The following is a 26,342-nucleotide window of genomic DNA, read 5'->3' on the forward strand; positions in this document are numbered from 1 at the left end:
CAGTCCCCGCGCCGTCACCGGCGGCGCGGGGACGCAGACGTAAGGAGACACCGGGTGCTAGCGGGAGACCGGCTGGTGATCGGCGCGGTGCGGCGCAGCGGCCCCTGGCCCGCCGTGCTGGCCGTCACGGCGGTCGTGGGCGCGGCCGGTGAGTTGGCGATCCCGTACCTGGTCGGCCGCACCGTGGATGCCTTCGTCACGCGCCAGCCGGACGGCACCCCGTGGCTGGCGCTCTCCGCCGGCGCCGTGGCGGCCGTCGTGGCCGGCGAGAGCCTCGGCATCTGGGCCCGCGGCGCCGGCGGCGCGTACGCGGCGGCCACGCTGCGGCGGGCCGTCCTGCGCCATGTGCTCGGGGCCGGGAACGCCGCCACCCGCCGCTTCCCCGGAGGCGAGCTGGTCACCAGGGCCGGACTGAACGCCGAGGAGGTGGGCCGGGCGCCCGAGACGGTCACCGGCGCGCTGGCGCTCCTGGTGCCGACCGTGGGGGCGCTGGTCGCTCTCACGCTCATCTCGCCCGTCCTGACGCTGACGCTCGGGGCGGGCATCGTGGTCATCCTGCTCGTGCTCCGTGCCTTCCTCCGCGCCTCGACGATGATCTCGGGCGGCTACCAGCAGGTGCAGGGGGAGATCGCCGCGCGGCTCGTGGACGCCATGGAGGGGGCGCGCACGATCGCCGCGGCGGGGACCGCGGCCCAGGAAGCGCGGCGCGTGCTCGCGCCGCTGCCCCGCTTGCGCGCGCACGGGATGTCGTTGTGGCGGGCCAACGCGGGGGCCGCGGTCCAGTCGGGCCTGGTGGTGCCGCTGCTGGAGGTCGCGGTGCTGATCGCCGGTGGCTTCATGCTCGCCTCCGGCCGCCTCACCGTCGGTGAGCTGTACGCGGCCGCCCGCTACGCCGTGCTCGGAGCGTCCCTGAGCACCTCTCTCGGCTTCGTCGGCGGCCTCGCCCGTGCCCGGGCGGCCGCGGAACGGGTCGCCGAGATCTTCGGCCTCACCCCGGTCGCGCACGGCACGCGGACGCTCCCGCCCGGTCCCGGGACGGTCGAGTTCCGCGACGTGGCCGTGGACGGGCTGACCGTCGGCGACCTGACGCTCCCCGGCGGCTCGGTGACCGCCGTGGTCGGGCGGTCCGGGTCGGGCAAGTCCCTGCTGGCCGCCCTGGCGGGCCGGCTGGCCGATCCGGGGCGCGGTGCCGTCCTGCTCGACGGGGTCCCGCTGCGGGAGCTGTCGCGGGAGGAGCTGAGAAGAGCCATCGGATACGCCTTCGAACGTCCGGTCCTGGTGGGCGAGACGGTGGCCGAGGCGATCTCCCAGGAACCGGCCTCCCAGGAACCGGCCCCGATGGTGGAGGCGGCGCAGGCGGCGTGCGCGGACGCGTTCGTCCGGCGGCTGCCGCTCGGGTACGGCACACCCCTCCGCGACGCCCCGATGTCCGGGGGCGAGCGGCAGCGGATCGGCCTCGCGCGGGCCTTCGCGCAGGGCGAGCGGCTGCTGGTGCTCGACGACGCCACCTCGAGCCTCGACACGGTGACGGAGCGCCAGGTGAGCCGGGCCCTCACCACCGACCGCCGCGCCCGCACCCGGCTGATCGCGGCCCACCGGCCCGCCACCGCCGCCCGCGCCGACCAGGTCGTCTGGCTGGAGAACGGCGTGGTGCGCGCCTACGGGCCGCACCACGTGCTGTGGGAGGACCCCGCCTATCGGGCGGTCTTCCAGGGGACAGAGCCGTGAGACGGCGGGAGCGTGCCGGCATCGGATTCTGGCGGGCGTTGAGCCGGGAGCCGCGGCGGCTCGTCGCCATGGGGCTCTGGTCCGTGCTGGAGGCCGCGCCCGCGTTCCTCATCGGGCACGCCGTCGCGCGCGCCATCGAGGACGGGTTCGCCAGGGCCGAGCCCGTGACCGGACTGGCGTGGCTGGCGGCGCTGGGCGTCGCGTGGCTGGTCGCGGCCGTGGCCGCGCGGCAGGTCGTGCTCTGCGTGGCTGCGGTGGCGGAGCCGTTCAGGGACGACCTCCTGGCCCACGTCGTCGAAGGGACCCTGCGCCAGGCCGACGGGCGCGACAGCGCCGCGGTGGCCAGGGCGACGCTCCAGGTGGAGCTGGCCAGGGACGCCTTCGCGGCCGTGGTCACCACCGTCAGGGGGTTCGCGTTCACGGTGGTCAGCGTGGTGCTCGGGCTGGTCACGCTGGCCCCGCAGGCGCTCGCCCTCGTGCTGCCACCGTTCGCGGCCGGGCTCGCGCTGTTCCTGGCGTCGCTGCCCGCCCTCGCGCGCAGGCAGCGGGCTTTCCTGCTGGCCGACGAGAGGCTGGCCGACGCCATGACGGGCGTGGCCGGCGGTCTGCGTGACATCGAGGCGTGCGGCCTGCAGGATCGCACGTACGAGCGGCTCGATCGCCAGGTCGGCGACCAGGCCGCCGCCGCGCGGGCGCTCGCCCGGGTGACGGCCGCCCGCACGGCCGCCCTCGCCGTGGGCGGCTGGCTGCCCGTCATGCTCGTGCTGGCCGGGACCCCATGGCTGCTGGACGGCGGCCTCGGCCCCGGCGTGATCGTCGGCACGCTCGCCTACGTCGCGCAGTCCCTGGCCCCCGCACTCGGCGGCCTCGTACAGGGCCTCAGCGTCAGCGGCGTCCGGCTGGCCGCCACGCTGCGCCGCATCGCCGCCTCCGCCCCGCCCGCCCCGCGGGCCCGGCCGAGCCTGCGCCCCGCGTCCTCCGACGTACGGCTCTCCTCCGTCACCTTCGCGTACGGCCCCCACTCCGCCCCCGTGCTCGACGGCCTCGACCTCGTCATCCCCGAGGGCGACCACCTGGCGGTCGTGGGGCCCAGCGGGGCGGGCAAGTCCACGCTGGCCGCCCTGGTCAGCGGCATGCTCCGCCCCGCTGAGGGCGAGGTGCTGGTCGGCGGCGTCCCCGCCGACCGGATCGACCCCGACGCCCGCGTGCTGATCCCGCAGGAGGCGTACGTCTTCCGCGGCACGTTGGCGGAGAACCTCGCATATCCGCAGACGCCGGCCGACCTGAAGGAGAGGCTGGACGAGGCCGTCGCCGCCGTGGGCGTCCGTGAACTGGTGGACGCGCTGGGCGGCTACGAGGCCCTGCTGGACCCGGCGGCGCTGTCGGCCGGGCAGCGCCAGCTCGTCGCGCTCGTCCGCGCTTACCTCGCCCCCGCCCGCCTCGTCATCCTCGACGAGGCCACCTGTCACCTCGATCCCGCCGCGGAAGCCCGGGCGGAGGCCGCGTTCGCGCGGCGCGGCGGCACGCTCATCGTCGTCGCGCACCGCCTCACCTCCGCGCTGCGCGCCCGCCGCATCCTCCTCATGGACGGGACCCGGGTGACCGTCGGCACCCATGACGAGCTGGCCAAGGTCTCGCCCCTCTACGCCGACCTGGCCGGCCACTGGCACCCGGAGCCCGTGTCATGAAATTTCCAGACAACTACCCGCCTGCCGAACGCCTCCTTCTCACCGAACACCGCCACGGACACGACATCGACGACCCGTACCGCTGGCTCGAAGACCCCCACACTCCCGGCACCGAGACCTGGCTGGCCGCACAGGACCGGCTCTGGCGCGAGAGCGCCGCCAGGCTGCCCCATCGCGAGCGGTTCCTCGTCCGGCTCACCGAGCTCAGGGAGACGGGCCTGGTCACCGCGCCGGTGTGGCGCGGCGGGCGGCGCTTCCACCTGCGCCAGTCCACCATCCAGGAACACCCGGTCCTCTACTGCGACGACCGCGTCGTGATCGACCCCATGGAGCTCGATCCCACGGGCCTCACGACGCTGGACGACTGGCAGCCCGACCTGGAAGGACGCCGCCTGGCGTACCAGATCTCGCGGAGCGGCGACGAGCGGGCGGACCTCTACGTCAAGGAGGTGGACACCGGGCGCGTCATCGACGGCCCCGTCAGCGGCTGCCGCTACTCGGCGGTCGCCTGGCTGCCGGGCGGCGAGGCGTTCTACTACGTGCGCTTCCGTGAGGGCGTCCACCTGCACAGGGTCGGCGTCGCGGCCGACGTCCCGTTCTTCACCCGGGGACCGGTCTCGTACGGCGTGCAGATCAGCGCCGACGGCCGCTGGCTGACGATCTCCGCGGGCGCCCCGGCGGGCAACTCGCTCTGGCTGGCCGACCTCTCGCGGAGCGATCCGGAGCCCCGGCCCGTACAGGACGGGGCGCACGCCCGCACGGCGGGAGCGGTGGCCTGCGACGGCCGCCTCTACCTGGTCACCGACAGGGACGCGCCGAGGCGCAGGCTCTGCGTGGCAGATCCGGAGGAGCCCGCCGCGTGGCGTGAGCTGATCCCGGAGGACCCCGAGGCGGTGCTGGGCGCGTTCACCGTGCTCGACGGCGACCGGCTGCTGGTCTCCAGGACCCGGCACGCCGTCGGCGAGATCGCCGTGCACGATGCCCGCACGGGGCGGCGGCTGGGCACCGTGCCGCTGCCGGGCAGCGGCACGATCGCCTCACTGACCTCGCGCCCGGACGGCGGACCCGAGGCCTGGTTCACCTACACCGACGCCGTCACGCCCCCCGAGATCTGGCGCTACGACGCCCGCACCGGCGAGACCACCCTCTGGTCGGCCGCGCCGGGCCGCAGCGCGCTGCCCTCCGTGCGCAGCCACCACATCGAGTACGCCTCCGCCGACGGCACCCGCGTCCGCATGGTCGTCGTCGCGCGCCCGGCGCCGGCCGGCCCCCGTCCCACGATCCTCACCGGGTACGGCGGCTTCGGCATCCCCCTCATGCCCGGCTACGCCGCCGACTCCCTGGCCTGGGTGGAGGCGGGCGGCGTGCTGGCCGTCGCCAACCTGAGGGGCGGCGGCGAGGAGGGCGAGGGCTGGCACCGGGACGGCATGCTGGACCGCAAGCAGAACGTGTTCGACGACTTCGTGGCCGCCGCGGAGAAGCTGATCGCCGACGGCTGGACCACGCCGGAGCAGCTCGGCATCTGGGGCGAGTCGAACGGCGGCCTGCTCGTCGGCGCCGCCCTCACCCAGCGGCCCGGACTGTTCGCGGCGGCGGTGTGCTCGGCGGGCCTGCTCGACATGGCCCGCTACCACCTGAGCGGCCTCGGCCCCTCCTGGACCGGCGAGTACGGCGACCCCGACGACCCCAAGCAGCTCGACTGGCTGCTGGCCTACTCGCCCTACCACCACGTCAGGAAGGGACAGGACTACCCGGCCACGCTGTTCACGGTCTCGGCGGGCGACACGCGGGTCGATCCGATGCACGCGCGCAAGATGTGCGCCGCCCTGCAGTGGGCGACGGGCCTTGCCGGCCATACAGACCGGCCGATCCTGCTCAGGCACGAGCCGGACGTCGGGCACGGCGCGCGGGCGGCCAGCAGGTCCGTCGGCCTGGCGGCCGACGCCCTGGCCTTCCTCGCCGCCCACACGGGCCTAGATCCAGCCTGACTCCCTGGCGATGCGGATGGCGTCGATCCGGCTGCGGGCGCCCAGCTTGGTCGTGCTCTTGGACAGGTAGTTGCGTACGGTCCCCTCGGACAGGAACAGCGACGCGGCGATCTCCTCGATCGACCCCCCGTCCGCGGCGGCCCCGATCACGTCCAGCTCGCGCTGCGTCAGCGGCGCGTCGGCCGGGCGCATGGCCGCGATGGCCAGCTCCGAGTCGATGACCCGCTCTCCGTCGGCCACCCTGCGGATGCCGTCCGCCAGCCGTTCCGGCGGCGCGTCCTTGGCCATGAACCCCCGCACGTGCACGTCGAGCGCCCGCTTGAGCAGGCCCGGCGTGCCCACGCCGGTCAGGATGAGCACGCCGCATTCGGGCAGCTCCTCGTGCAGCTCGCCGGCGGCGGCCAGGCCGTCCTTGCCGGGCAGCGAGATGTCGAGGACGGCGACGTCGGGGCGGCAGGCGCTGGCCGCGGCCAGAATGTGGTCCCCTCTGGAGACCTCGGCCACGACCTCGATGTCTTCCTCATAGGCCAGCAGCGCCACCAGCGCCCCGCGTACCAGATTCATGTCCTCAGCGAGTAACGTTCTGATCACCATGCGTCCTTGCGGTCGGCCAGGCTGACAACGTCTGTGTGCGGGCTCCCCAATCCTGACCTATTGCCTCCATCGTGAAAAGTCCTGCTTTATGAAGGTCAGACCTAATTACCAATTTTCGGAAGACACACAGCGACGCGAAACGATTACCGTCCGGACCTAGGAGTGATCATCGTGACGCCCGGCACCGAGCCGATCGAGGCGAGCGCCTTGCCGGCGTCGGCCAGCCCGATCGTGCGCGTGATGAGCTGGTCGGGGTGGAGGATCCCGGCCCTGATCATCTCCAGCATCGGCGGGTACGCGTGCGCGGCCATGCCGTGGCTGCCCAGCAGCCGCAGCTCGTGGCCGATCACCCGGCCCATCGGCACCGGCGTCGGCCCGCCCGGCAGCAGCCCCACCTGGACGTGACGGCCCCTACGGCGCAGGCTCTCGACGGAGGCGGCACAGGTCTGCGGGCTGCCCAGCGCGTCGATGGAGACGTGGGCGCCGCCCCTGGTCAGCTCCCTGACCTGGGCGGCCGCGTCACCGGCCGAGCCGTTGACGAAGTGCGTGGCCCCCGCCCGCTCGGCCAGGTGCAGGGCGTCGGTGCTGACGTCCACGGCCACCACGCGGGCCCCGGCCGCCGTCGCGATCATCACGGCCGACAGGCCCACGCCGCCGCAGCCGTGCACCGCCACCCATTCGCCCGGTCGCACCTCGCCGACCTGCGCCACGGCGCGGAACGCGGTGGCGAAGCGGCAGCCCAGCCCGGCGGCCGTGGTGAAGGCCATGTCCTCGGGGATCGCGATCAGGTTGACGTCGGCGTGGTCGATGGCCACGTACTCGGCGAACGAGCCCCAGTGGGTGAAGCCCGGCTGCGTCTGCCGCTCGCACACCTGCTGGTCGCCGGTGGCGCAGGAGGGGCAGGTGCCGCAGGCGCAGATGAACGGGACGGTCACGCGCGCCCCCGGCAGCCAGCCGCGCACGTCGGCGCCGACGGCCTCGACGACGCCCGCCAGCTCGTGGCCCGGCACGTGGGGCAGGACCGTGATGTCGGGGTCATGCCCCTGCCAACCGTGCCAGTCGGACCGGCACAGCCCCGTCGCCTCGACCCTGATCACCGCCCCGTGCGGGGCGGGGGACGGGTCGGGCAGCTCGCGCACGTCGAGTTCGCCGCCGAAGATGTCAAACGCAACCGCTTTCATCTCATGAGCTTAGAGTCAGTTGCCGCAGGTCGCGCAAGGCTTGGTGGGACGGCGAGCCGGGTTCGGTGGTGTAGAGGACGAGGCGGAGGTCGTCGCGGTCGGGCACGGGCATGACCTGGCAGATCGCGTCGATGGTGCCGACCACGGGATGCGTGATCCGTTTGCGCTGCTCCCTGCGGATCTCGACCTCGTACCTGGCCCACAGCTCGGCGAAGTGCGGGCTGAGCGCGAGCATCTCGGCGACCAGCGCCTGGAGCTTGCGGTCGTCCGGGTAGCGGCCGGCGGCGGCGCGCAGATCGGCGACGGAGGCGCGGGCGAAGCGGCTCTTCTCCTCGTCGCTGAGGTGCTCGGCGATGTCGGGGGACATGAAGACCCAGCGGATGACGTTGCGGTCCTCCGGGCCCAGGGCGTCGAGGTTGCCCATGAGCACGTTGGCCAGGGGGTTCCAGGCACGGAAGTCGTATCTGGCGTCCAGCACGTACGCGGGGACCTCCTCCAGGAATCCGATCAGGTGCAGCAGGCTCTCGGGCACGTCCTCCCTGATCCGAGGCGTCTCCACCGCGTGTCCGGCCAGGTGGAGCAGGTGGGCGCGCTCGTCCTGGCTGAGCATGAGGGCCCTGGCCAGCGCGTTGAGGACCTGTCGCGACGGATGCGGGCCCCTGCCCTGCTCCAGCCGGATGTAGTAGTCGATCGACATGCCCGCGAGCTGCGCGACCTCCTGGCGCCGCAGCCCTGGTGTGCGGCGCCGGTCGCCGCCCGGCAGGCCCACCTCGGCCGGGGTGACGTGGGCGCGCCGGATGCGCAGGAAGTCGGCGAGTTCGTCGCGGTTCATGCACTCATCCTCGGTGATGGCGGCGCGTGCCTGGGTGGTACCGCTGATACCAGCCTTTCCAGGTCTCTCCCGGGCCCGCTGCGACCTGCGCGAACGTGGACGCATGACGAAGATCGCGCTCATCACGGGCGCCAACAAGGGAATCGGTTACGAGATCGCGCGGCTGCTGGGCGAGCAGGGCGTCACCGCGATCGTGGGAGCGCGCGACGAGGAGCGCGGGCGGGCCGCCGCCGAGCGGCTCGGGCAGCCGTACGTGCGGCTCGACGTGACCGACGAGGCGAGCGCGACCGCCGCCGCGAAGTGGATCGAGCAGGAGTACGGGAAGCTGGACATCCTGGTCAACAACGCCGGGATCAGCGGCGACATCTCCGCGGTCACCCCCAGCACCGCCTCGGTGGCGGCGGTCAGGGCGGTCTACGAGACGAACGTGTTCGGCGTGATCGCGGTGACCAACGCCATGCTGCCCCTGCTGCGGCAGTCGGAGGCCGGGCGGATCGTGAACATGTCGAGCGAGCTCGGCTCGCTGGCCATGGCGATGGACGCGGACAGCCCCTTCTGGGACGCCAACATCGTCGCCTACAACTCCTCCAAGACCGCGCTCAACATGATCACCATCTGCTACGCCAAGGAGTTGATGGCCACCTCGATCAAGGTGAACGCGGTCAGCCCCGGCTACTGCGCCACCGACCTCAACGGGCACACCGGGTTCAGGACCCCTGAGCAGGGCGCGGCCATCGCCGTACGGTTGGCGACCGTCGACCACGACGGCCCCACCGGGGCGTATCTGGAAGATGCCGGCGTGATCCCCTGGTGAGGTGTCAACCGCAGTGAAAAGGACAGAGGGGGGTGATGGGAAGAGATCTGGACAAGGAGCGATTTACCGAGGCGGAGTACGCCGCCTTCGGGGAGCGCATCGAGGAGCAGCTCGGCGTGCTGCGCGAGCTGCTCGCAACCCCCGGCTTCGGCCAGGGGCCGGCCACCATCGGGGCCGAGCTGGAGCTGTTCCTGATAGACGAGCGGGGGCGGCCGCTGCCGCGCAACAGCCAGGTGCTCGAGGCGGTCGACGATCCGCGCGTGGTGCTCGAACTCGGCCGCTACAACCTCGAGGTGAACCTGACCCCGACGCCGCTGGCCGGCGAGCCCTTCGCGCGGCTCGGCGACGAGGTGCAGGAGACGATGGGCATGGTGGACCGCGCGGTGGACCGGGCCGTGGAGGGCGGCGGCGCGCTGCCCATCGGCATCCTGCCCACGCTCGACGCCGACGACTTCACGGTCGGCGCGATGAGCGACCAGAACCGCTACCGGGCCATGAGCAGGGGCATCAGGCGGCTGCGGCTGGAACCGTTCCTGGTCAAGATCGACGATCTCGAGCTGTCGGTGGAGGACGTGATCCTCGAGAGCGCCAACACCTCCTGGCAGGTGCACATCCGCACGCCGCCCGAGCGGTTCGCCCGGCTGTTCAACGCCGCCCAGCTCGCCATCGGCCCCGTGCTGGCGGCGTGCGGGAACTCGCCGTTCTTCCTCGGCAGGCGGCTGTGGGAGGAGACGCGTGTCGCGCTGATGGAGGAGGCCGCCGACGACCGGGACGTGCAGCGGCGCGAGCGCAGGGACGGGCGCGTCACGTTCGGCTCCGACTGGGTGCGTGAGGGCGCTTATGAGCTGTTCGAGCGGTACGTGCGGGACTACGACCCCATCGTGCCCGACCTGACCGACGACGCGGAGCCGTACCAGGTGCCCGAGCTGCGGCTGCACCAGGGCACGATCTGGCAGTGGAACCGGCCCGTCTATGACCCGGCGGACGGCGGGCACCTGCGGATCGAGATGCGCGCGCTGCCGGCGGGACCCACGTGCGTGGACATGGCGGCGAACACGGCGTTCCTGCTCGGGCTGACGTTGGCGCAGGCGGAGCGGGATCTGACCGGGTACCGGTTCGCGGAGGCGTACCAGAACTTCTATCGCGCGGCCATGCACGGGCTGGACGCCAAGCTCTCCTGGCCGGGGGAGGACGTCGAGTTCACCGCCGCCGACCTCGTGCTCCGGCTGCTGCCCGAGGCGCGGGAAGGGCTGCTCGCGGCCGGGGTGACGCCCTCCGACGCCGACCGCGCCCTGGATGTGATCGCGCAGCGGACCAGGCTACGCCGCACGGGGGCGGCGTGGCAGCGGGAGGCGCTGGAGCGCTTCGGCGGGGACCGGGAGCAGCTCGTACGGCGTTACCACGAACTGGCGCTTTCGGGGCTGCCGGTACATTTGTGGAGCTGATCGCAAACCTCCGCCGCTTGCCGTCCATCAAACTGGGTCAAAGGACGGCAAAGTGAGGATCACATGGCGGCAACGGGGATGGTTCCCACGGACAAGGCGCGCTTGGCCTTGCGGCGGCAGACCGGCGACCTGGCCGAGGGGGCGGCCAAGCTCGCGGGGGAGATCGGCAGCGTCGGCGTCGAGGCGGTGCTGGCACAGGGCAACCGGGTCGCGGAGCACAAGGGGGCCTCGGGCGCGGTCGGCTCGATGCGGCCGCGACCCGTCGACTGGTTCGCCTTCGATGACAAGGACGAGGACACCGTCGACTGGTATCCGCAGGGGCTGACCTGCTCTGACGAGTCCGGCTCGATCGGGGTGCCGGCGTTCCTGGCGACCTGGTACTTCAAGCCGGATGAGGGCGAGCGGGGCATCAGGGTGTCCTTCCTGAGCCCCAAGACGCTGAAATATCAGCATGCGCTGCTGGTCGAGGCGAAGCCCGACGGCTCGTACGGGCCGATCAACATCCACGCGGGCGGCATCGCGTGCGACGGCGACCTCGTCTACATCGCCGACACCAAGAGAGGGCTGCGCGTCTTCGACCTCAACCGGGTGCTGGACCTGCGTACCGCCCAGAGCGATCTGGGCGATCCCCAGCGGATCGGGCGGCACGACGGCAAGTTCCACGCGTTCGGCTACCGGTACGTGATGCCGCAGACCGACTTCTGGCGGGTGGCGACGGCGGGGCCGCTCTTCTCGTTCGTCTCGATCGACCGCAGTGGCGGCACGCCGCGGCTGGTCAGCGGCGAGTACCGGGAGGACGACCCGGGCGGCTGGGTGGCCCGCTGGCCTCTCGGCATGTCCGGCGGTGAGCCCGAGGACGCCTTCGTGATGGGACAGCCCAAGATCCAGGGGGCCGTCTCGTGGGGTGGGAAGTGGTACCTGAGCCAGGCGGCCGGCGCGGCCGCCAACGGCAAGCTGCTCGTCTATGCCGACGGCAAGCTGGAGACCAGGGCGTTTCCCGTCGGGCCTGAGGATCTGACGGTGCAGGGCGGCAAGCTGTGGAGCGTCACCGAGTTCCGGAACAGGCGGATCATCTTCGGCGTCCCTCTGTGAGCCTGTCGAGGTGCTCGTACAGGACCTCGCGATAGCGGCGGTCGAAGTCGTCGTACCGGGAGCGCAGCTCCGCGCCCGGCCAGTCAGGCGGTAGCAGCTCCTCCGGGAGCAGCGGGTCGGCCAGGAGATGGCGCAGCACGGCGGCCGAGACCAGGAAGCCCTCGGCCAGGCCGTCTGCCCTCTCCAGGGCCCGCTCCAGCCCGCGCGCCTCGGCCGCCCAGCCGTCCAGGTCCCACAGCAGGGGAGTGGGGTCGCCGTGCGGCCGGCCGTCGATCAGCGTGCACTGCGCGGTGACGGTCTCCGGCCACTCGCGCACCAGGTTGGCGGGCCGCATCCAGGTGCCCTCGCGGAGCTCGGCCAGGCGCAGCGCGGTCATCGTGTGCCGGAACGCGGCCCGGTCGGCGGGCGCGCGCCGCTCCGCGGTGACCACGGCCACCTCCCACGTGCCGTCCCACGGCCTGGTGTGCGGGTCGCGGCTCTCGTCCTGCCTGGCCTGGCGCTCGACGAGGCGCTGCGAGAGCGTGTAGTGGCGGCCGTCCTGGAGCAGGTCGCCGGCCGCGACCATGCGTGACAGCGCCACCCGTACGGTGCCCTCGGCGATGCCGAACAGCGCGCCGATGCGCACCAGATGGCGGGCCGGCAGGCGCGGCGGGTGGCTGCCCAGCAGCGCGCTCAGCACGGCCGATCTGGCACTCAGATTGTTACGCTCTTCCATCGCGTGTCGAGTATATGTAACACTCGCGAGTATGGGCCGCTATCTCATCGAACCTTTCGACCGCGGCGACCGCAGCGACCGGTACGCCACCGAGCGTTACCAGGGCGCGGCCGGGCGCAACTGGTGGACCTGCGATCCCACGCTCCGCCTGCTCATGCGGCGCCACCTGGGCGAGGGATTCGCCTGGGCCGAGCCACGCCTGGAGAGGCTGGGCGCGCTCATGGGCGGGCTCGTCGCCGAGTGCGCCGAGGAGACAGACCGCAACCCGCCGCGGCTGGAGAAGTACGACAAGTGGGGCAGGGACGTCAGCCAGGTCGTCATGCCGCCGTCGTTCCAGGCGGCCAGGCAGGCGCTCATGGAGGACAACTTCACCTCGCCGTCGTTCGCGGAGGAGGCCCGCTCCCATGGGGCGGATCCGGCCGCGCTCGCCGCCGCCTGGACGTACCTGCTCGACCAGGCGGACATCGGGATGGGCTGCGCGCTCGGCACGGGCGGGGACATGGTGGTCTCCCTTGCGGAGAAGTACGCGCCGGAGGACGTACGCGAACGGGTGCGGGAGATCTTCGCCAACGGCTACTACTCCGGCGAGGCCGCTCAGATGTTCACCGAGCGGACGGGCGGCTCGGACCTGGCGGCGCTGGAGGCCACGGCGGAGCCCGCCGGCGACGCGTGGCTGCTGACGGGGTTCAAGTGGTTCGCGTCCAACGCCAACGGGTCCGCGTTCGTGGTGCTGGCCAGGCGCCCCGACGGGGCCGTGTCGCCGTTCCTCGTGCTGTGGGAGCGGCGGGACGGGACCCGCAACGGGGTGCGGATCAGGCGGCTCAAGGACAAGCTCGGCACCAGGTCGGTGGCGTCGGCCGAGGTCGAGTTCACCGGCGCGGAGGCGTTCTCCCTGTCGGGAGAGGGCTCCGGCTCCGGGCTCGGGACCATGATGAAGCTCACCAACGCCTCCAGGCTCGGCGTGGCCATGATGGGCGCCGGCGTGGCCAGGCGCGCGCTGGTGGAGTCGATCTGCTACGCCAGGTCGCGCGAGGCGTTCGGGCGGCCGCTCATCGACCACCCGCTGATGCGCCGCAAGCTCGGCGAGCTGATCGTCGAGGTCGAGGCCGCCCAGGCCCTCGTCTTCGACGGCCACGTCGGCCCCCGCCTGCGCATCGCCCCCGCGCTCATCAAGCTCCGCACCGCCCGGCTCGGCGTGACGGCCGCCAGCGACGCGATCGAGGTGCACGGGGGCAACGGCTACATCGAGCAGTGGCCGGTGGCCCGGCTGCTGCGCGACGCTCAGGTCAACCCGATCTGGGAGGGCGGCGACAACATCCTCTGCCTCGACGTGCGGCGCGCCATGGTGAAGGAGCAGGCCCACCTGCCCTTCCTCGACCGCCTGCGCGACCTGGCCACCTCCGACCTGGTCCACACGCGCATCGACGACCTCGCCAAGGCCGTCTCGGCGTGGGCCGCGCTGGAGCCCTCGGTGGCGGAGGAGCGGCTGTATCCGCTGGCGCAGTTCATGGCCGACGTGTACGCCGCCGCGCTGCTGGAGGACCAGGCGACGTGGGGGCTCGACGACGGCCGCAAGGCGCTGGTCGCCAGGCTCTACGCCGAGGCGCACCTCATCGACCACGGCCCGCTGCGCGGAATCGACCGCCCGTCGGAGGGCTTTGAGGTGTTCGGCGACCTCGTTTCGGGGGCGGTCACGCTCTGACAACCTGGATTTGCGCGAGTGCCCTACTGCAAAAGTCGCGTCCCCATGTGAAACAGGCACTCAGGGGCGATCGTAGATGGAGTGGTCGCCAACGCGCCGCCACCGCAGGATCGTCTCGCCGTCGTCATCCGTGGCGAAACAGAAAGTGGCACGTCCATCCGGCGAGACAAAGTTCCAGGTCATGGAGTAGACGTCGGTGCCGACGAGTTTGTGGATGCAGCCGTACCGGCCAGGGTATGTGTCCCGTGTGGGCTCCCTGGGCGAGCGCGGGCAGGAAGTGCTTGCAGACCGCCTCTTTGAACAGAGCGTAGTGCTCTGGAGGAAGCCGTGAGAGATCCCGCACGAATGAGTCGGATCGCTCGTACTTCAAGCGGATGTCTCCCCGCGAATCGCATCGCTCTCCGTGAAGAGATCCTCCATGCTGTCGAAGCGTCGGCTGCGGCCCTCTCGGAAATCCGCGTCGGCCTCGGCTTCGGCCGCCTGCCAGCCGGGCGTCCAGTACCAGGCGTCGTCAGCAGGAACGATGGCGGCCACGCGGCGGCCATGATCGGTCAAGTAGGCGATCGCGCCACGCTCGGAGGCAGCACTGATGACCTCGGGCAGATGGCCGTCGGCTTCATTCAGCGGGACCTCGAAGGCGCTGTCACTCATGTCTTGAGTGTAGGCCGAGACATATACAGGGGGCACGTTGCACAGTGTAGCTATTCAATTGCTGCATGTGTGCGGCTTGTTGAGCACCGCGGGGGTTGGCCGTCAAGGGCGCAGGGGTTCTCGCCGGCCGCCGGGGCCGGACACGTCACGGGTCATGGGCTATCCAAGATTCCGATGGCCTCCCAGCACCCGCAGCATGACTTCCCCATAGATGGGGTTCGCCACATCTATCGGAGGTCTCTGCTTGACCAGGCCCAGATCGCGAACGTAGGACAGGTCGATGGAGAAGGCGGGGTCGGCGTCGGGGAACGACCCAGCCACCACGGACTCCATCACCCGCTTGACCCGGGGCTCGCGCAGCCGGGAGACCAGCACATCGAGATGGGTGACGCGCGCCCGGATCAACCGCTCCTTGGCCTCCTCCACCTGCCTGGCGGTGATGGCGCCGGTTGCCCCCATCTGGAAGGTGATTTCGTAGGCGAGGGCGTTGACCAGCCACGGTTGTCCCTGCGTCAGCTCGAAGACCCGATCCACCGCGCCCTTGGTGAACTCCTGACCGGTCGCTTGTGTGTGCTGGTCGTACAGCTCGGCGATCTGGTCGGCGGTGAAGTCGCCCAGGCGCAGCGAGTCGGCGATGATGTTGAACGGGCTGGCCGGGTTCGAACGGTCGGAGTGGCCCGAGGCGACCTTGTAGTCACGCACGTTGCGCACCCCACACAGCACTACGGACGTGGGGAACGGATGGCCTTGAGGCCGCTTATCGTGGCCGGTGCGGAGTTGTCCGAGGATGTTGATCATGCTGTCGCCCTGAAGAGCGTCGACCTCGTCGAGGAACAGCACCACCCGGCGCGGGCAGCGCCGGCACCACTCCGTCAGCGCCGCACCGAACCGGCTGCCTGGTGCGACCTGCGGCCAGGGATCCGGCGGCAGCCACTCGTCCGGACATCCCGACCACTTGGCGGCCTCGCGCATGGAATGCAGCAGAATCGACTCCGCAGCGGCGAAGTCGTCACCGGCCGCCTTGGCGGTCTCGCAGGAGAACCTCAGGGCGGCAATGTCGTCATCGGCGGTGAGTTCGGAGGCCAGGAAACGTAGCGCGGTCGTCTTCCCGGTCTGCCGGGGCGCGTGCAACACGAAATAACGATCCATGTCGATGAGCACCCGTGTCTGCGGGATCTGCGGCGTGGGAGGCAGCATGTAATGGCGTTGCGGGTCGCACGGGCCGGTGGTGTTGAAGTATCTCGCTTTTAGTGGCCTCATGGTCACATTCTGTCATCGACCGTTGTCCCGATTACGAGATTCCGCGTTGAGACCGCCGAGGCTGTGGAGCGCACGACCATGGCCACACTCAGTGGCATGATTTCGGCGAAATGCGGGTAGGTAGTCGCGCTCGAAATGGGCGAGGCCGAGCGCTGCCTGGGCGCCGATTCTGCCGGGCTGACGGTCGATGCACGACGGCGCCGCTTCGCTCGGGATGGACCGCTGACCCTCAATTAGCGGCTTGGAGGATCGGCGCGACCTCAATCTCGATCGAGACTGCCCAAAGCAGGTCGTCAGCCCCGTCAGTGGCCGGCCATTCGTGAATATCAGCGGCAAGCTCCTCCGTGTCGGCCTCGTCTGGAACTCCAAGCCGTACGGCAGCCACTTTCAGATTCTGGCCGAAATACCGGATGATCAGCGAACGGTCATCCCACCTGGTTACCTCGGTCTCCAGTCCTGCTACCGGTTTCAAGGACTATACAGCGGTCGGCACGAAGATGGACAAGGGCCGTTTCGCGTCATGCTCGGTAGCCGAGGACTTGGCCCCAGAGGGCAAACTCGGACTCGTGATCGAAGTCTTCGATCCATCTCCGAACGACGCAGAAGACTTGAAGAACACCAAGCTGAACACCCAGGGGAAGGACCTGCCCGACGAACTCGGGCCAGGCTTCGCGGCGCGGCGGAAGAATGCCAAGGATCAGACCATCGCCTTTGTTTACGGATGGACGTCCGGCTACAAGCGCCTTCTCAGCATCAACATCTATAGGGGCGCACCAGGCCGCGACTCCCTGGCGGACGCGACCGAGTTCTTCCGCCAGCTCAAACCCCTCCTGCTGGACAAGCCCAGGTGAGGTTGCAGAATCACAGGTCAGGAACGGTGCGGCCCCCTGACGGGTTTCGAGGGCCGCATGGTGATGACGCTAAAAGTCGAATATGCCGCTCTTCGCGCCTGCTATGAACTTGTCCCAGACGGCCCGACGGACCACCCACGGCTCTGCGTCCGGCTGCTCGGTGTCGCGCAAGGCGACACGGCCGTCGGAGAGATGCTTGGCCTCCAGACACTCGCCGCCCTGACCGCTTGACGCCGTGATCCATCCCGTGGGACTTGCGATCTCTCGCGCGATTTGCTCACTCAACTCCATGCCGCCACTCTCCCCTTGATCCGCTGCACTGACAGGTACTCGGGAAGCGCCGCCTTGCGTATGCACTCGAGTCGGCCCACGAGGTGCTTGATGTCGTCGGGTTTGTCTATGACCTGACCGTGGAGGGCAGATTCGACGTACGCGGCGATCGGCACTCCATTCTCCTGAGCCAGAACAACCGGCCCCACGAGCACCGCCGTACACAGGGCCTCGTATGGGAGCAGTTGGACGCTGAACCAGTTGTTCTCGGCCATGGTGATCAGCTGTTCCAGCTGGCGGCGTGTCACCGAGCCGTCTCCAACCGGACGATACAGGATGCCTTCGTCCACCACAGCAAGGTATTGAGGCGGTGTGGGGCGGTTGAAGATAGTTTGCCGTTCCAATCGGGCTTGGACGGCTTCGTCCACCTGCTGGGGTGTCGCGTGCGGCTCCCCGGCGAAGATTGCACGAGCGTACTCCTCGGTCTGTGCCAGTCCCGGCACAATCAGGGGCGCGACGCTGATGATTTGATCGGCTTTCCGCTCGATCGGTGGCCACCGTCGGTACCACGTGGGTACCCGATTGCCGCTGATGGCCGGCCAGTGGGCGAGCAGAGCGCCGTCCAGGCCCAGCGCCTTTTCGCAGAGCTCGATCAGTTCGCGCGTGGGGTTCTCGTCTCCGCGTTCTACGTTGCCGATACGGCTCTTGCTGTAGCCGATGCGTTCGGCAAGCTGCTCCTGGGTCCATTTGGCGTCATAGCGATATTTGCGTAGATCGGCACCGAAACGTGCCGCCGGACTGGCGGTTGGGTCAAGCTCTTTGGGTGCTGGCATTGCTTCTCCCGTAACCAATGGGTCCCAGCGTTCTGGTTTGGTTCCAGCAAAAGTCTGGGATCGCCCTGGGATTGTTTCGCAAGACAATCTAGCTCGTTGCAGGCAATGTTTGAAGTGGCTGCCAAGAGCTGGCAACGCGCCAGTTTATATAACAGGTTCCATCAAGATCGACAGTGGTATGCGCTAAATTCCAACAAGATGGGGCAAAGGTGGTAAATATGGCAGCGTTTGGCATGCGGCTAGTCGGCGAGATGCGGTTCCCTGGACGTTCCGAGATCATTCGTGATGTTCGGATCTATGCTGTCCATTGGCTCGTAATGGAACTGCCTGGAGCTGCTGACAGCGATCATCTCCTGGATGATGTACGGCTCCTGGTCGCCGAACTCGCTACCAACGCGATAAGGCACACTATTTCTGGCCGTTGACGACATGGGTCATTTCGGGTCCGTATGTGGCTCGACGCCAGCCAGGTCCGCGTCGAGGTTATGGATCAGGGATGGTGGTCAGGGCCGCGACCCCGGCGGACACTTGCTCAGGAACCTTGGCGAAGCCTTCAGGGGAAGGGCTGTGTGACATGACAGGGATCCCCGATTTCCATGGCCCGCACGTTGAGCCACCCCTGCCTGGGCACGTCACGCTGACTTGGTACGACCCCACCCCTCGGCCGCCACGCATCCGGGTGATCTCACACACTTGTGAATGCCGCGACACGACGTACGAACTGTGCGCCGCCGCCGGCCAGAGCTTCGTTCGCCGCACCGATCGCGAGAAGCAGACCGTCCGTGAAACCGCCTGGACGTTGAGCGTGACCGCTCAACGCATCTTCCAGCAGATTCTGCACGGTGAGGCCCGTTGACGGCCAACCGACCGGAGAGGACTCGGGCTATCGGGACCCTACGGCATACCTGGCCGGGCGCAATCCGGCCCAGAGGACAACTGCACACGAGGGAGCTGATCGTTCCCCGGCCCGCGACGATGGCCTTCAAGCTCATCGAGTCCGCCCAGGCCTGCTGGCGGGCTGTGAAGCACCGCAGGTGGTCGCCCTCGCCCGGGCAGGAGCGATATTCACCGGCGGCGAGCTCGTCGAACGATCCGGAGAAGGTGACGATCGGGTGATCGCCTGACTGTGGGCCTGGCGGAGCCGGCTGATCTGGAGGCGGCCTGATCGGCTCGACGGCTATGGACTGGTTGCGGAGGTGCCTTTGGCCACCTCATCGGTGTCGTTCTGAAATTGCCGCAGGTCGGCCAGTTTCAGGGCGGGGCCGCCCAGGGGTGGCGCGGTGGGGTCGGCGCGTAGGCCGGCGAGGAAAAGGTTGGCGTGCCGGTGGGCGAGGGCGTTCTGGGTCTCGTCGGGGATCGGTCCGGGCAGTGGCCGGGAGAGCCGGGTGAGCAGCAATCCGATGTCGCCGAAGGCCACGTCCGTGCGGAGCCTGCCGGTTTTGTGGGCTTCCTCCAGCAGTTCCTCGACGAGCCGCGCCGAGGTGAGGCTGGCGGCCTTGAGCTCCGGCTCGTCCAGATCGAGCGCGACCAACAGCGTCGGGATCACCACCGAGGTCCGCAGGTCCAGAACGGCGTGGACGTAGGCGGCCAGCGCCTCAAGCGGGTCTGGATGCTCGCGTCGGGCTCGCTGCACGGCTTCGATGGTGCCGGTCAACGCGTGGAGGACGACGGCGTGCATGAGCGTGCCGCGATCTGTGAAGCGCCGATACAGCGTGGCGATCCCCACCTCGGCGCGTCGGGCGATCTCCTCCAGCGACGCGCCCGGGCCCTGCTCGACGAACACGTCCCGCGCGGCCTCCAGGAGCCGCTCGTGGTTGCGGCGTGCGTCGGCTCGCATCGCCCTCTCCCTCCTGGTTCGGCCCCCATCATACCACTAGACGGAGGGAACGCCTTCGGTTACGTTATGCGGAGGAAATCCCTTCGTTTATGAGAGGCGGCTGCGATGACCGACGCACGTCCAGGTCGTACGGGCGAGTCTCGGCCGCGAGGGCGAGGCAGGCCGGAGCGTCGCTGGCTCGCGCTTGTCGTGATCGCCACCGCGCAGCTGATGACCGCGCTGGACGCCACGATCGTGAACATCGCGCTGCCCTCGGCCCAGCGGACACTGGAGTTCAGCGATGGACAGCGGCAGTGGGTAGTGACCGCCTACACCGTGTGCTTCGCCGGCCTGCTCTTGTTCGGCGGGCGGGTGGCCGACGCCGTCGGGCGGCGCCGGTCCTTCCAGATCGGAGTCGCCGGATTGGGGCTTGCCTCGCTGATTGCCGGGCTGGCGCCCACACTGCCGGTCCTCGCCGCCGGGCGTGCCCTGCAAGGGGCGTTCGCCGCGCTGATCGCGCCGACCGTGCTGTCGCTGCTCGCGGTCACGTTCACCGACCAGCGGGAGCGAACCCGGGCGTTCGCCATCTACGGGGCGGTGGCCAGCAGTGGTGCGGCGGCCGGGCTGCTGGCAGGCGGCGTCCTCACCGACTATCTCGACTGGCGATGGTGCTTGTTCGTCAACGTGGCCATCGCGGGCGCAGTGCTGACCGCCGGCCGCTTGGTGCTGCCCGATCCACCCCGATTCGGCTCTGCCGGACTCGACGCCGCCTCGGCCGTGCTGGCCACCGGCGGGCTCGCCGCCGTGGTGCTCGGATGCAGCCAGGCCGCCGCTGGTGGCTGGGCGCAACCGACCGTGTTCGGTGCGCTGCTGGGCGGAGCGGCCATGGTGGCCGCATTCGCCCTGCGGCAGGCACGGATCCCGGACCCCCTGCTCCCGCTGCGCATCCTCGCCGACCGCAGCCGCGCCGGCGCCTACCTCGCCGTCGCCACCGCGGTCGTCGGATCATTCGGCATGTTCCTCTTGCTGACCTACCACCTGCAGGTGGTGCTGCACTACTCGCCCGTCCGCGCCGGCCTGGCCGTGCTGCCGATGACGCTGGCGAACGCGCTCAGCGGCTACCAGTTGGGCAACCGGCTGATGCCGCGTCTCCCGCCACGGATCCTGATCGCCGGCGGGCTGCTGGTCGCCGCAACCGGGCTGGCCCTCATCACCCGGCTGACCCCCCACAGCGGGTACCTCGCGACCATTTTGCCCGCCCAGATACTGATCGGGAGCGGCATGGGGGCGCTGTTCCCGCCGGCGTACCAAATCGCCATCCACGGCGTGACCCAACAGGACGCGGGCGTCGCCTCCGCCGTGATCAACGCGGCCACCCAGGTCGGTAGTTCCATCGGCACCGCCATCCTGAACACGCTCGCGGTCACCGCCACCGCCACCTACCTCGCCACCCACCCCACTGCCCTGAGCCTGCATCGAGCGGCGCTCATCCACGGGTACGCGACCGCGACCGCCTGGGCCACCGGCCTACTCGCGGCCATGGCCGTACTCGTCTACCTCCTCATTCCCGCAGCACGACCACAACCCGCAACCCAGACGCAGCCAGCCAAGGAGGGAAACTAAATGTCCATCCAGCTCAACCACACCATCGTCCCCGCCCGTGACAAGCATGCTTCCGCCGAGTTCCTCGCCGGCATCCTCGGAATACCGACCAGCCCCGACGTCGCCCGGTTCGCCCCGGTCACGCTGAGCAACAATGTCACCCTGGACTACATGAACCTGGCCGACGACCCCATGCAGCACTACGCGTTCCTGGTCTCCGAGGACACCTTCGACGCGACGTTCGAGCGGATCCGTGCGGCCGGCCTCACTTACTGGGCCGATCCCCATCGTGAACAGCGAGGTGAGATCTACCACTCCCGTACCGGCGGCCGCGGCGTCTATTTCCCCGACCCCGACGGGCACCTCATGGAAATACTCACCCGCGACCTGACCGGCCGGGCGATCTAGGGCGACGACGCGTCCATCACCCGGACAGAAGGTCATCGGGGTGGTGGGTGCGCGAGCATCGGAAATCGCACCAGCCGTCGCGTGGCCTGTCGCTGGCCCGCAGGTCCACATGAGCGTACGCTCGGCACGATCCCCGAGAGGAGGGTGGCATGACCGTACGCGTGGAGCGCGAGGGACCGGTCACCACCGTGGTGATCAGCAGGCCGGAGGCGCGCAACGCGGTCGATCGCAAGACCGCCGACGCGCTGACTGACGCGTTCCGTGACTTCGAGGCCTCCGACTCCGCCGTGGCGGTGCTGTGGGGCGAGGGCGGCACGTTCTGCGCGGGCGCCGATCTCAAGGCACTCGACAACCACGTCGGCGAGGAAGGCGACGGGCCGATGGGCCCGACCAGGCTCCGCCTGACCAAGCCGGTCATCGCCGCCGTGGCCGGGCATGCCGTGGCGGGCGGTCTCGAGCTCGCCCTCTGGTGCGACCTGCGGGTGGCCGAGGAGGAGGCGGTGTTCGGGGTGTTCTGCCGGAGGTGGGGGGTGCCGCTGATCGACGGCGGCACCGTGCGCCTGCCCCGGCTCATCGGCACCTCCCGCGCCATGGACATGATCCTCACCGGCCGCGCGGTCGAGGGGCGCGAGGCGTACGAGTGGGGGCTGGCCAACCGGCTCGTGCCCGACGGCACCGCCAGGGTGCGCGCCGAGGAGCTGGCCCGCGAGATCGCCCGCTTCCCGCAGACCTGCCTGCGCGGCGACCGGCTGTCGGCGCTCGAGCAGCATGGCTTGAGCGAGGAGGAGGCGATGCGGATTGAGCTCCGGCACGGGCTCGTCTCGCTGCCCGACGCCGTGGGCGGCGCCGCCCGCTTCGCCGCGGGAGCGGGCCGCCACGGCGACTTCGGCGACCTCTGAGCCTCACAGAACGGTGGTCCGTCACTTACCGTTGGACGGGTCTGAGAGTGACGGGAGTTTGCCAAGGCCATTGGCGCTCGCCGCCGGGGTGAACAAGCTTCCCGGAAGCGAATACGCATTCTGCGATGGGTGCGGCTCTCTTGGAGTGGTGCAGCACGTACATCACGCTATGAAGGTGTATTCGTCGCTTGCAATGGCGTGAACAGGTGTGCCGTGGCTGCCAAGACGGCTCGTTCGCTGTTGGAGAGCCTGCCTCGACGCAGTGCCGCGTATAGTGCGTGGAGCGCACGGGTTGTGTGGAGATCGTCGCTGATGGCTTCGTCTACGAGGGTGAGGTAGCGCCTCCCGGGGCCGGAAGCGGGCATCTGTTCAACGGCTTTGGCATAGGTTTGCGTTCCGGGTAACGGCTCCGCCTGTTGAACAAGGCGTTCAAACCGGCGTCGGGTGGTGCGCGCATCGCCGAAACATGAGCCGCTGTGAATGCCGCCGCACCAGAAGCCGCGTGGGCGCCGGTAGTGTCCGGCCGCCAGCATGGCGAACCGGAAGTCCTCGATGAGCCCGTTCCTCGAGAGCATGGCCGGGGTAGGGCGGGAATGTTGGGGATGGTGATGCCACATGGACCTACATGGGTCGCCGGCTTGGGCGGGGCCGACCAGCACGTGACATAGCAGGTCGTCGTGTTCCCCGTACGCCCGGGAGTCGTCATCCGAGCTCAGCGCGTCGATGCACGAACTGTTTCCCCTTGCCGCCGCAGGACAGTCCGCGGTACCGGGTCCGTCTCTACGAGGCTTCTCCTGGGGCTGGACCTGATACCCCTTCCAGGTCAGCAGCCTGCACAATACTTCCACGAACACGATCCCGCGCTCGTCGTCCACCGAATGCAGTCCGCTGGCCTCGCGAGGAGTGAAGCGCACCACGATAGGCCCGGAGGCCGGCGGTGGAAGCTGCACATATTGCCGCTGTTGTGCATCGAACAAGCGGATGGTTGCGCCATGATCGCTTATTCCGCCCCTGCCATTTCGTGTTTTCCCCACATCCGCATCCTTCTATGGCACGTGCCCGAGGCGCTTCTCGGAGACATGGGTCCTGGTCATCCACGCCGACTACCTGTCCGAGATGCCAGCTGAGATCGCCCGACTGACCCGGTTGGAGACCTTGGAGATTCGGTGCCGGTATATCGCCGTTCTGCCACCGGAGATCGGACACCTGGCCCGATTACGTGAGTTGACCGCATGTGGCACTGCGCTCACCGAACTACCGGCCGAGATCGGGGAACTTCAGCAACTGGAGGTCCTGGACCTGCAGTCGGCGCCGCTGAAAGCCTTCCCCGCCGAACTCGGCCGGCTCGGCGCCCTGCGCAGGCTGCTGCTCAACGGCCATGCTGCCGTATCCCGGCAGAGCTGTGGGCCCTGGGCAACCTTCGAGAGCTGGACATGTCCGACTGCCACCTGGATGAACTGCCGGTCGGCATCGGCGATCTGCGGGCGCTGCGACGGCTGGACCTGAACAACGGAAGTCTGGTCAGGCCCGACGGGACATGGGTCCCGCCCCCCGCCGACCTGTGGGATCTGACCGACCTCGAAGAGTTGACCCTGCCGATGAGCGGCCTGGCCGCGATCCCGGCCGTGATCGGTCGCATGACCAGGCTCCGCTACCTGGACCTGAGCACGTGCGAGGTGCGCGAACTGCCACCGGAGTTGGCTCGGCTCACCGATCTGGAGCGTATCGACCTGACCTGGACCCTGGTACGGGAGGTCGGGCCAGAAGTCCGGAGCCTGCCACGCCTGCGCGACATCTTGACGAGTCGCCGGGACCACGACGAACCCGGCGCGTCAAGGACGCACCGCGCCACCCCTGACGCCTGAGCTCGGCGCGTCGGCCAGGGCGTCGTGGGCGACGTTGACGATGGTGGGGTCGGACGAGCCGATGCCGGCGCGGTCGGGCAAAGCATCCGGCGGTGCGGCGCGCACCCCGCCCGGAATGGCCGGCACCCCGCCGACGGCCTTGATCGCTGCCGTCAGGACCACTAGCCTGATCGCCGCGCTGCCGGAAGGCGGGGCCGAGGCGATCGCAGCACGCGGGAAGAGCCCCGACCACGACGAGCTGCTCGACCACGCCGCCATGCAGTTGGGGACCGACTGACGTTGAGCGCAGAGGAAGATTTCCAGCAGGTCGGCGCCGAGCTGGCCGACCTGGGTGTACGGGTCTCCAGGATGATGGGGAGTCCCGCGCTCAAAGATCAGATGGGGAAGGTGTTCGCGAGCCTGCAACGCGACGGCGCGATGGTGTTCCGGCTGGTCAGGGATACCCCTGAGCACACGGCCGCGCTCGAGCTGCCCGGGGCGTCGCTGTTCGACCCCATGGGACAGGGCAGGGTGATCAAGGACTGGGTGGTCGTGCCCCACTCCTCGTCCGAGAAATGGACGGGTCTGGCCGAAGCCGCCCTCAGCCGCCCACGCTGATCAGCAGGCCGCGGGGTGCGGTAGTCGCCGCGCGATGAAGAGGGCGGTCGCAGAGCGCCATTGAAGGACCAGAACTCCAGTCTTGTCATCGGGCAAACCGTGGGCTTGCCGCTGATCGACCTTGTAGCTTCAGGATCCGGCGCGGCTGTTCTCACTCGTGGCACATCGCTTGGACGACCTCTCGCAGGTACGTGTGCAGTTCGTCTTCTTCGCCATCGCCAAGGGCGGCCATGGCGGCGGGGAAGGCGTCGGTGATATCGACCATGACGTCGAGCACGACCTCGTCCATAAACTCGCTGAAGGACCCGGGTCCTGTCTTGGACCGCGCGCTGTCCAGCCGTGGTTTGTTCACCATGGCCTGGGCGAGTCGGCGTAAGTCGTTCAAGGCAAGCTGTGTGTGCTGGTTCCAGGGCCGGCTTTCGTCGAAGCGTTGCTCGTCGAACTCTTCGATCTTCATCTTGATGATCGGCCGCTGTTCCGCCGTCGCGGAGATGTCCGGACGCATGACGATCCCTTCCGCGAAGTTTCCCGGAATGTCCGGCAGGCCGTGCAGGCATGGCACTCGAGTGGGGAACCGCAGTGGCAGGGCGTCGAGCTCGTGCCTGGGGGCTCTGCCGAGTATGGGCACGACGTCGAGTCCGGCAGCCGCCGCCACGGCTGCCACGTCGGTATAGGGCAGAAAGAGGCCGGCGTCGTCTAAATGGTCGTGCCGGAGTACATCGAAGAGCGCGAAACGCAGGCCCGGGCTGTACCAGACCCCGGTCTGCACCGCGCTGACCCCGGGCATCGGCTCAACGTCGGCATGCGGATAGTGGCCGCCGTACAACTCTCCATAGATGCGTACGACCGTGCCGCCCAACGACAATGCCGTCCTGGCCGCTCGTTCCAGTTCGGCGCGCAGCAGTTGCCAGCCGAAGAAGGCCTCCTCTCCGCGCAGCCATGCCTTGCGTTTGCCGATGCGGAGTTGCCGGCCGTCGTAGGCGATGACCAGCTGCGCTCCGTGGATCTTCTCAGTCGCGATCCAGATGCCGTTGGCGGCGACGGTGGCGCTCGACGCAACGGGGATCTTGGGGAAAGGCACATGACGCATGGCAGAAGTCTCGATGCCCACACAACATCCCCAAAACTGTTTTTCGCCCATCGACGGCGCCATGACTGCGACCACGAGAATCAGCCACGTTTGTTCGCTGGTTTGAGCGACGGTTGCGGGGCGTCGGGGGCGGTGATGTCGATGAGATTTAGCGACGGTTGCTGTGCGCGGAGTTGGTGTCAGTGAGTGAGTGGCTACTGGTCGCCGGTCATCCTCGGTGACCAGGTCGGCGGAAATGCTGGCCGTAGTAGTCCTCGCGCTCGAAGGTCATCTATCGTCGCGGACTCGCGCCGTTACATCGCGTGGTGATGAGGTGTTTGTGGCAGCCGTGGGTGTTCTTCGGGGTGGTGCGAAGGGTGTCGATCAACCAGCACGCGCCTTGGAGCATGCTTGCCCTGAGCATCTACGCCGGGATCAGACT

28 protein-coding genes are annotated in these 26,342 nt (G+C 69.4%); 16 read left to right on the plus strand and 12 right to left on the minus strand.

Features of this window, described 5'->3' with window-relative positions:
• The first annotated feature begins 54 nt into the window (after nucleotides 1-54).
• Genes ABD830_RS27940 through ABD830_RS27950 form a run of 3 tightly spaced genes read left to right on the plus strand, consistent with a single transcriptional unit; the run spans nucleotide 55 to nucleotide 5,404 of the window.
• Entirely contained in the window at nucleotides 55-1,728 is a 1,674-nt protein-coding gene (locus ABD830_RS27940; RefSeq protein WP_344993512.1) for an ATP-binding cassette domain-containing protein, read from the plus strand.
• The gene (locus tag ABD830_RS27945) at nucleotides 1,725-3,416 is read left to right on the plus strand and encodes an ATP-binding cassette domain-containing protein (protein ID WP_344993515.1); all 1,692 of its coding nucleotides are present in this window, start codon (nucleotides 1,725-1,727) and stop codon (nucleotides 3,414-3,416) included. Before ABD830_RS27940 ends, ABD830_RS27945 begins: the two co-directional genes overlap by 4 nt.
• A complete protein-coding gene (locus tag ABD830_RS27950) occupies nucleotides 3,413-5,404 on the plus strand; it encodes a prolyl oligopeptidase family serine peptidase (protein WP_344993518.1) in 1,992 nt (663 codons plus the stop codon). Before ABD830_RS27945 ends, ABD830_RS27950 begins: the two co-directional genes overlap by 4 nt.
• Here ABD830_RS27950 and ABD830_RS27955 read toward each other — a convergent pair.
• From ABD830_RS27955 to ABD830_RS27965, 3 genes are all read right to left on the minus strand, one after another.
• Entirely contained in the window at nucleotides 5,390-5,995 is a 606-nt protein-coding gene (locus tag ABD830_RS27955; protein WP_486348597.1) for a response regulator transcription factor, read from the minus strand. The two genes, ABD830_RS27950 and ABD830_RS27955, sit on opposite strands and share 15 nt — an antisense overlap.
• A gap of 146 nt (nucleotides 5,996-6,141) precedes the next feature.
• Complete coding sequence (locus ABD830_RS27960; protein ID WP_344993523.1) at nucleotides 6,142-7,179, minus strand: zinc-dependent alcohol dehydrogenase family protein; 1,038 nt, start codon at nucleotides 7,177-7,179, stop codon at nucleotides 6,142-6,144.
• 1 nt (nucleotide 7,180) lies between these two features.
• Nucleotides 7,181-8,011 (minus strand): helix-turn-helix transcriptional regulator, encoded by an 831-nt coding sequence (locus ABD830_RS27965; RefSeq protein ID WP_344993526.1) that lies wholly within the window; start codon nucleotides 8,009-8,011, stop codon nucleotides 7,181-7,183.
• 103 nt (nucleotides 8,012-8,114) lie between these two features.
• Between ABD830_RS27965 and ABD830_RS27970 the strand changes: the two genes are divergently transcribed.
• The 3 genes from ABD830_RS27970 to ABD830_RS27980 all read left to right on the plus strand — a co-directional run bounded on the left by ABD830_RS27970 (nucleotide 8,115) and on the right by ABD830_RS27980 (nucleotide 11,362).
• On the plus strand, nucleotides 8,115-8,825 hold the full coding sequence (locus ABD830_RS27970; protein WP_344993529.1) for an SDR family oxidoreductase: 711 nt from the start codon (nucleotides 8,115-8,117) through the stop codon (nucleotides 8,823-8,825).
• 35 nt (nucleotides 8,826-8,860) lie between these two features.
• Entirely contained in the window at nucleotides 8,861-10,270 is a 1,410-nt protein-coding gene (locus tag ABD830_RS27975; protein ID WP_344993532.1) for a glutamate-cysteine ligase family protein, read from the plus strand.
• A 108-nt stretch (nucleotides 10,271-10,378) separates the two neighbouring features.
• Nucleotides 10,379-11,362 carry a hypothetical protein gene (locus ABD830_RS27980; RefSeq protein WP_344993534.1) on the plus strand — a complete coding sequence of 328 codons (984 nt, stop codon included), beginning with the start codon at nucleotides 10,379-10,381 and terminating at the stop codon, nucleotides 11,360-11,362.
• On the opposite strand, the gene ABD830_RS27985 is transcribed toward ABD830_RS27980, so the two are convergent.
• The gene (locus ABD830_RS27985; RefSeq protein WP_344993537.1) at nucleotides 11,340-12,077 is read right to left on the minus strand and encodes a PaaX family transcriptional regulator C-terminal domain-containing protein; all 738 of its coding nucleotides are present in this window, start codon (nucleotides 12,075-12,077) and stop codon (nucleotides 11,340-11,342) included. The two genes, ABD830_RS27980 and ABD830_RS27985, sit on opposite strands and share 23 nt — an antisense overlap.
• 31 nt (nucleotides 12,078-12,108) lie before the next feature.
• Here ABD830_RS27985 and ABD830_RS27990 point away from each other — a divergent pair, with 31 nt between their 5' ends.
• A complete protein-coding gene (locus ABD830_RS27990; protein ID WP_344993540.1) occupies nucleotides 12,109-13,779 on the plus strand; it encodes an acyl-CoA dehydrogenase family protein in 1,671 nt (556 codons plus the stop codon).
• 366 nt (nucleotides 13,780-14,145) lie between these two features.
• Here the strand turns inward: ABD830_RS27990 and ABD830_RS27995 are convergent, their stop codons facing one another.
• From ABD830_RS27995 to ABD830_RS28005, 3 genes are all read right to left on the minus strand, one after another.
• A complete protein-coding gene (locus ABD830_RS27995) occupies nucleotides 14,146-14,430 on the minus strand; it encodes a hypothetical protein (protein WP_344993542.1) in 285 nt (94 codons plus the stop codon).
• A 159-nt stretch (nucleotides 14,431-14,589) separates the two neighbouring features.
• Nucleotides 14,590-15,690: an AAA family ATPase gene (locus tag ABD830_RS28000; protein WP_344993544.1), complete on the minus strand. Its 1,101-nt coding sequence runs from the start codon at nucleotides 15,688-15,690 to the stop codon at nucleotides 14,590-14,592.
• Between the two features lie 229 nt (nucleotides 15,691-15,919).
• The gene (locus ABD830_RS28005) at nucleotides 15,920-16,162 is read right to left on the minus strand and encodes a hypothetical protein (RefSeq protein WP_344993547.1); all 243 of its coding nucleotides are present in this window, start codon (nucleotides 16,160-16,162) and stop codon (nucleotides 15,920-15,922) included.
• A 94-nt stretch (nucleotides 16,163-16,256) separates the two neighbouring features.
• On the opposite strand from ABD830_RS28005, the gene ABD830_RS28010 reads away from it, so the two are divergent.
• Nucleotides 16,257-16,541, plus strand: coding sequence for a hypothetical protein (locus ABD830_RS28010; RefSeq protein WP_344993550.1), 285 nt, complete (start codon nucleotides 16,257-16,259; stop codon nucleotides 16,539-16,541).
• Nucleotides 16,542-16,610: 69 nt separating this feature from the next.
• On the opposite strand, the gene ABD830_RS28015 is transcribed toward ABD830_RS28010, so the two are convergent.
• The gene (locus tag ABD830_RS28015) at nucleotides 16,611-16,832 is read right to left on the minus strand and encodes a DUF397 domain-containing protein (protein ID WP_344993553.1); all 222 of its coding nucleotides are present in this window, start codon (nucleotides 16,830-16,832) and stop codon (nucleotides 16,611-16,613) included.
• Nucleotides 16,823-17,644 carry a helix-turn-helix domain-containing protein gene (locus tag ABD830_RS28020; protein ID WP_344993556.1) on the minus strand — a complete coding sequence of 274 codons (822 nt, stop codon included), beginning with the start codon at nucleotides 17,642-17,644 and terminating at the stop codon, nucleotides 16,823-16,825. The genes ABD830_RS28015 and ABD830_RS28020 overlap by 10 nt, the downstream gene beginning before the upstream one ends.
• Before the next feature lie 574 nt (nucleotides 17,645-18,218).
• Here ABD830_RS28020 and ABD830_RS28025 point away from each other — a divergent pair.
• A complete protein-coding gene (locus ABD830_RS28025; protein ID WP_344993559.1) occupies nucleotides 18,219-18,500 on the plus strand; it encodes a hypothetical protein in 282 nt (93 codons plus the stop codon).
• Nucleotides 18,501-18,821: 321 nt separating this feature from the next.
• On the opposite strand, the gene ABD830_RS28030 is transcribed toward ABD830_RS28025, so the two are convergent.
• On the minus strand, nucleotides 18,822-19,481 hold the full coding sequence (locus ABD830_RS28030; protein ID WP_344993562.1) for a TetR/AcrR family transcriptional regulator: 660 nt from the start codon (nucleotides 19,479-19,481) through the stop codon (nucleotides 18,822-18,824).
• Between the two features lie 105 nt (nucleotides 19,482-19,586).
• Here ABD830_RS28030 and ABD830_RS28035 point away from each other — a divergent pair, with 105 nt between their 5' ends.
• The 3 genes from ABD830_RS28035 to ABD830_RS28045 all read left to right on the plus strand — a co-directional run bounded on the left by ABD830_RS28035 (nucleotide 19,587) and on the right by ABD830_RS28045 (nucleotide 22,369).
• Nucleotides 19,587-21,083: an MFS transporter gene (locus ABD830_RS28035; RefSeq protein ID WP_344993564.1), complete on the plus strand. Its 1,497-nt coding sequence runs from the start codon at nucleotides 19,587-19,589 to the stop codon at nucleotides 21,081-21,083.
• Nucleotides 21,084-21,470, plus strand: a complete 387-nt coding sequence (locus ABD830_RS28040; protein WP_344993567.1) for a VOC family protein — start codon at nucleotides 21,084-21,086, stop codon at nucleotides 21,468-21,470.
• A 149-nt stretch (nucleotides 21,471-21,619) separates the two neighbouring features.
• Complete coding sequence (locus ABD830_RS28045; RefSeq protein WP_344993570.1) at nucleotides 21,620-22,369, plus strand: crotonase/enoyl-CoA hydratase family protein; 750 nt, start codon at nucleotides 21,620-21,622, stop codon at nucleotides 22,367-22,369.
• 167 nt (nucleotides 22,370-22,536) lie between these two features.
• Here the strand turns inward: ABD830_RS28045 and ABD830_RS28050 are convergent, their stop codons facing one another.
• Nucleotides 22,537-23,403 carry a hypothetical protein gene (locus tag ABD830_RS28050; protein ID WP_344993573.1) on the minus strand — a complete coding sequence of 289 codons (867 nt, stop codon included), beginning with the start codon at nucleotides 23,401-23,403 and terminating at the stop codon, nucleotides 22,537-22,539.
• An 82-nt stretch (nucleotides 23,404-23,485) separates the two neighbouring features.
• Here ABD830_RS28050 and ABD830_RS28055 point away from each other — a divergent pair, with 82 nt between their 5' ends.
• From ABD830_RS28055 to ABD830_RS28070, 4 genes are read left to right on the plus strand one after another with little or no spacing between them, the layout of a single operon-like run.
• A complete protein-coding gene (locus tag ABD830_RS28055; protein ID WP_344993575.1) occupies nucleotides 23,486-23,875 on the plus strand; it encodes a leucine-rich repeat domain-containing protein in 390 nt (129 codons plus the stop codon).
• A complete protein-coding gene (locus tag ABD830_RS28060; RefSeq protein ID WP_344993577.1) occupies nucleotides 23,803-24,234 on the plus strand; it encodes a leucine-rich repeat domain-containing protein in 432 nt (143 codons plus the stop codon). The genes ABD830_RS28055 and ABD830_RS28060 overlap by 73 nt, the downstream gene beginning before the upstream one ends.
• 34 nt (nucleotides 24,235-24,268) lie before the next feature.
• The gene (locus ABD830_RS28065) at nucleotides 24,269-24,511 is read left to right on the plus strand and encodes a hypothetical protein (protein WP_344996059.1); all 243 of its coding nucleotides are present in this window, start codon (nucleotides 24,269-24,271) and stop codon (nucleotides 24,509-24,511) included.
• A 2-nt stretch (nucleotides 24,512-24,513) separates the two neighbouring features.
• Entirely contained in the window at nucleotides 24,514-24,831 is a 318-nt protein-coding gene (locus tag ABD830_RS28070) for a hypothetical protein (protein ID WP_344993579.1), read from the plus strand.
• A gap of 151 nt (nucleotides 24,832-24,982) precedes the next feature.
• Here ABD830_RS28070 and ABD830_RS28075 read toward each other — a convergent pair whose 3' ends face one another.
• The gene (locus tag ABD830_RS28075; RefSeq protein WP_344993582.1) at nucleotides 24,983-25,996 is read right to left on the minus strand and encodes an RNA ligase family protein; all 1,014 of its coding nucleotides are present in this window, start codon (nucleotides 25,994-25,996) and stop codon (nucleotides 24,983-24,985) included.
• Between the last annotated feature and the right edge of the window lie 346 nt (nucleotides 25,997-26,342).

Source organism: Nonomuraea helvata, from assembly GCF_039535785.1.
Taxonomy (GTDB): Bacteria; Actinomycetota; Actinomycetes; order Streptosporangiales; family Streptosporangiaceae; genus Nonomuraea; species Nonomuraea helvata.

Excerpts from the sequence above, each read along its gene's own strand:
- ABD830_RS27995 (WP_344993542.1), bottom strand. The coding sequence starts at position 14,430 with ATGAGTGACAGCGCCTTCGAGGTCCCGCTGAATGAAGCCGACGGCCAT.
- ABD830_RS28055 (WP_344993575.1), top strand. The coding sequence starts at position 23,486 with ATGCCAGCTGAGATCGCCCGACTGACCCGGTTGGAGACCTTGGAGATT.
- ABD830_RS28020 (WP_344993556.1), bottom strand. The coding sequence starts at position 17,644 with ATGCCAGCACCCAAAGAGCTTGACCCAACCGCCAGTCCGGCGGCACGT.
- ABD830_RS27965 (WP_344993526.1), bottom strand. The coding sequence starts at position 8,011 with ATGAACCGCGACGAACTCGCCGACTTCCTGCGCATCCGGCGCGCCCAC.
- ABD830_RS28000 (WP_344993544.1), bottom strand. The coding sequence starts at position 15,690 with ATGAGGCCACTAAAAGCGAGATACTTCAACACCACCGGCCCGTGCGAC.
- ABD830_RS27970 (WP_344993529.1), top strand. The coding sequence starts at position 8,115 with ATGACGAAGATCGCGCTCATCACGGGCGCCAACAAGGGAATCGGTTAC.
- ABD830_RS28045 (WP_344993570.1), top strand. The coding sequence starts at position 21,620 with ATGACCGTACGCGTGGAGCGCGAGGGACCGGTCACCACCGTGGTGATC.
- ABD830_RS28015 (WP_344993553.1), bottom strand. The coding sequence starts at position 16,832 with ATGGAGTTGAGTGAGCAAATCGCGCGAGAGATCGCAAGTCCCACGGGA.
- ABD830_RS27960 (WP_344993523.1), bottom strand. The coding sequence starts at position 7,179 with ATGAAAGCGGTTGCGTTTGACATCTTCGGCGGCGAACTCGACGTGCGC.
- ABD830_RS27985 (WP_344993537.1), bottom strand. The coding sequence starts at position 12,077 with ATGGAAGAGCGTAACAATCTGAGTGCCAGATCGGCCGTGCTGAGCGCG.
- ABD830_RS28025 (WP_344993559.1), top strand. The coding sequence starts at position 18,219 with ATGACAGGGATCCCCGATTTCCATGGCCCGCACGTTGAGCCACCCCTG.
- ABD830_RS28040 (WP_344993567.1), top strand. The coding sequence starts at position 21,084 with ATGTCCATCCAGCTCAACCACACCATCGTCCCCGCCCGTGACAAGCAT.
- ABD830_RS27950 (WP_344993518.1), top strand. The coding sequence starts at position 3,413 with ATGAAATTTCCAGACAACTACCCGCCTGCCGAACGCCTCCTTCTCACC.
- ABD830_RS27975 (WP_344993532.1), top strand. The coding sequence starts at position 8,861 with ATGGGAAGAGATCTGGACAAGGAGCGATTTACCGAGGCGGAGTACGCC.
- ABD830_RS27990 (WP_344993540.1), top strand. The coding sequence starts at position 12,109 with ATGGGCCGCTATCTCATCGAACCTTTCGACCGCGGCGACCGCAGCGAC.
- ABD830_RS28030 (WP_344993562.1), bottom strand. The coding sequence starts at position 19,481 with ATGCGAGCCGACGCACGCCGCAACCACGAGCGGCTCCTGGAGGCCGCG.
- ABD830_RS28035 (WP_344993564.1), top strand. The coding sequence starts at position 19,587 with ATGACCGACGCACGTCCAGGTCGTACGGGCGAGTCTCGGCCGCGAGGG.
- ABD830_RS28060 (WP_344993577.1), top strand. The coding sequence starts at position 23,803 with ATGTCCGACTGCCACCTGGATGAACTGCCGGTCGGCATCGGCGATCTG.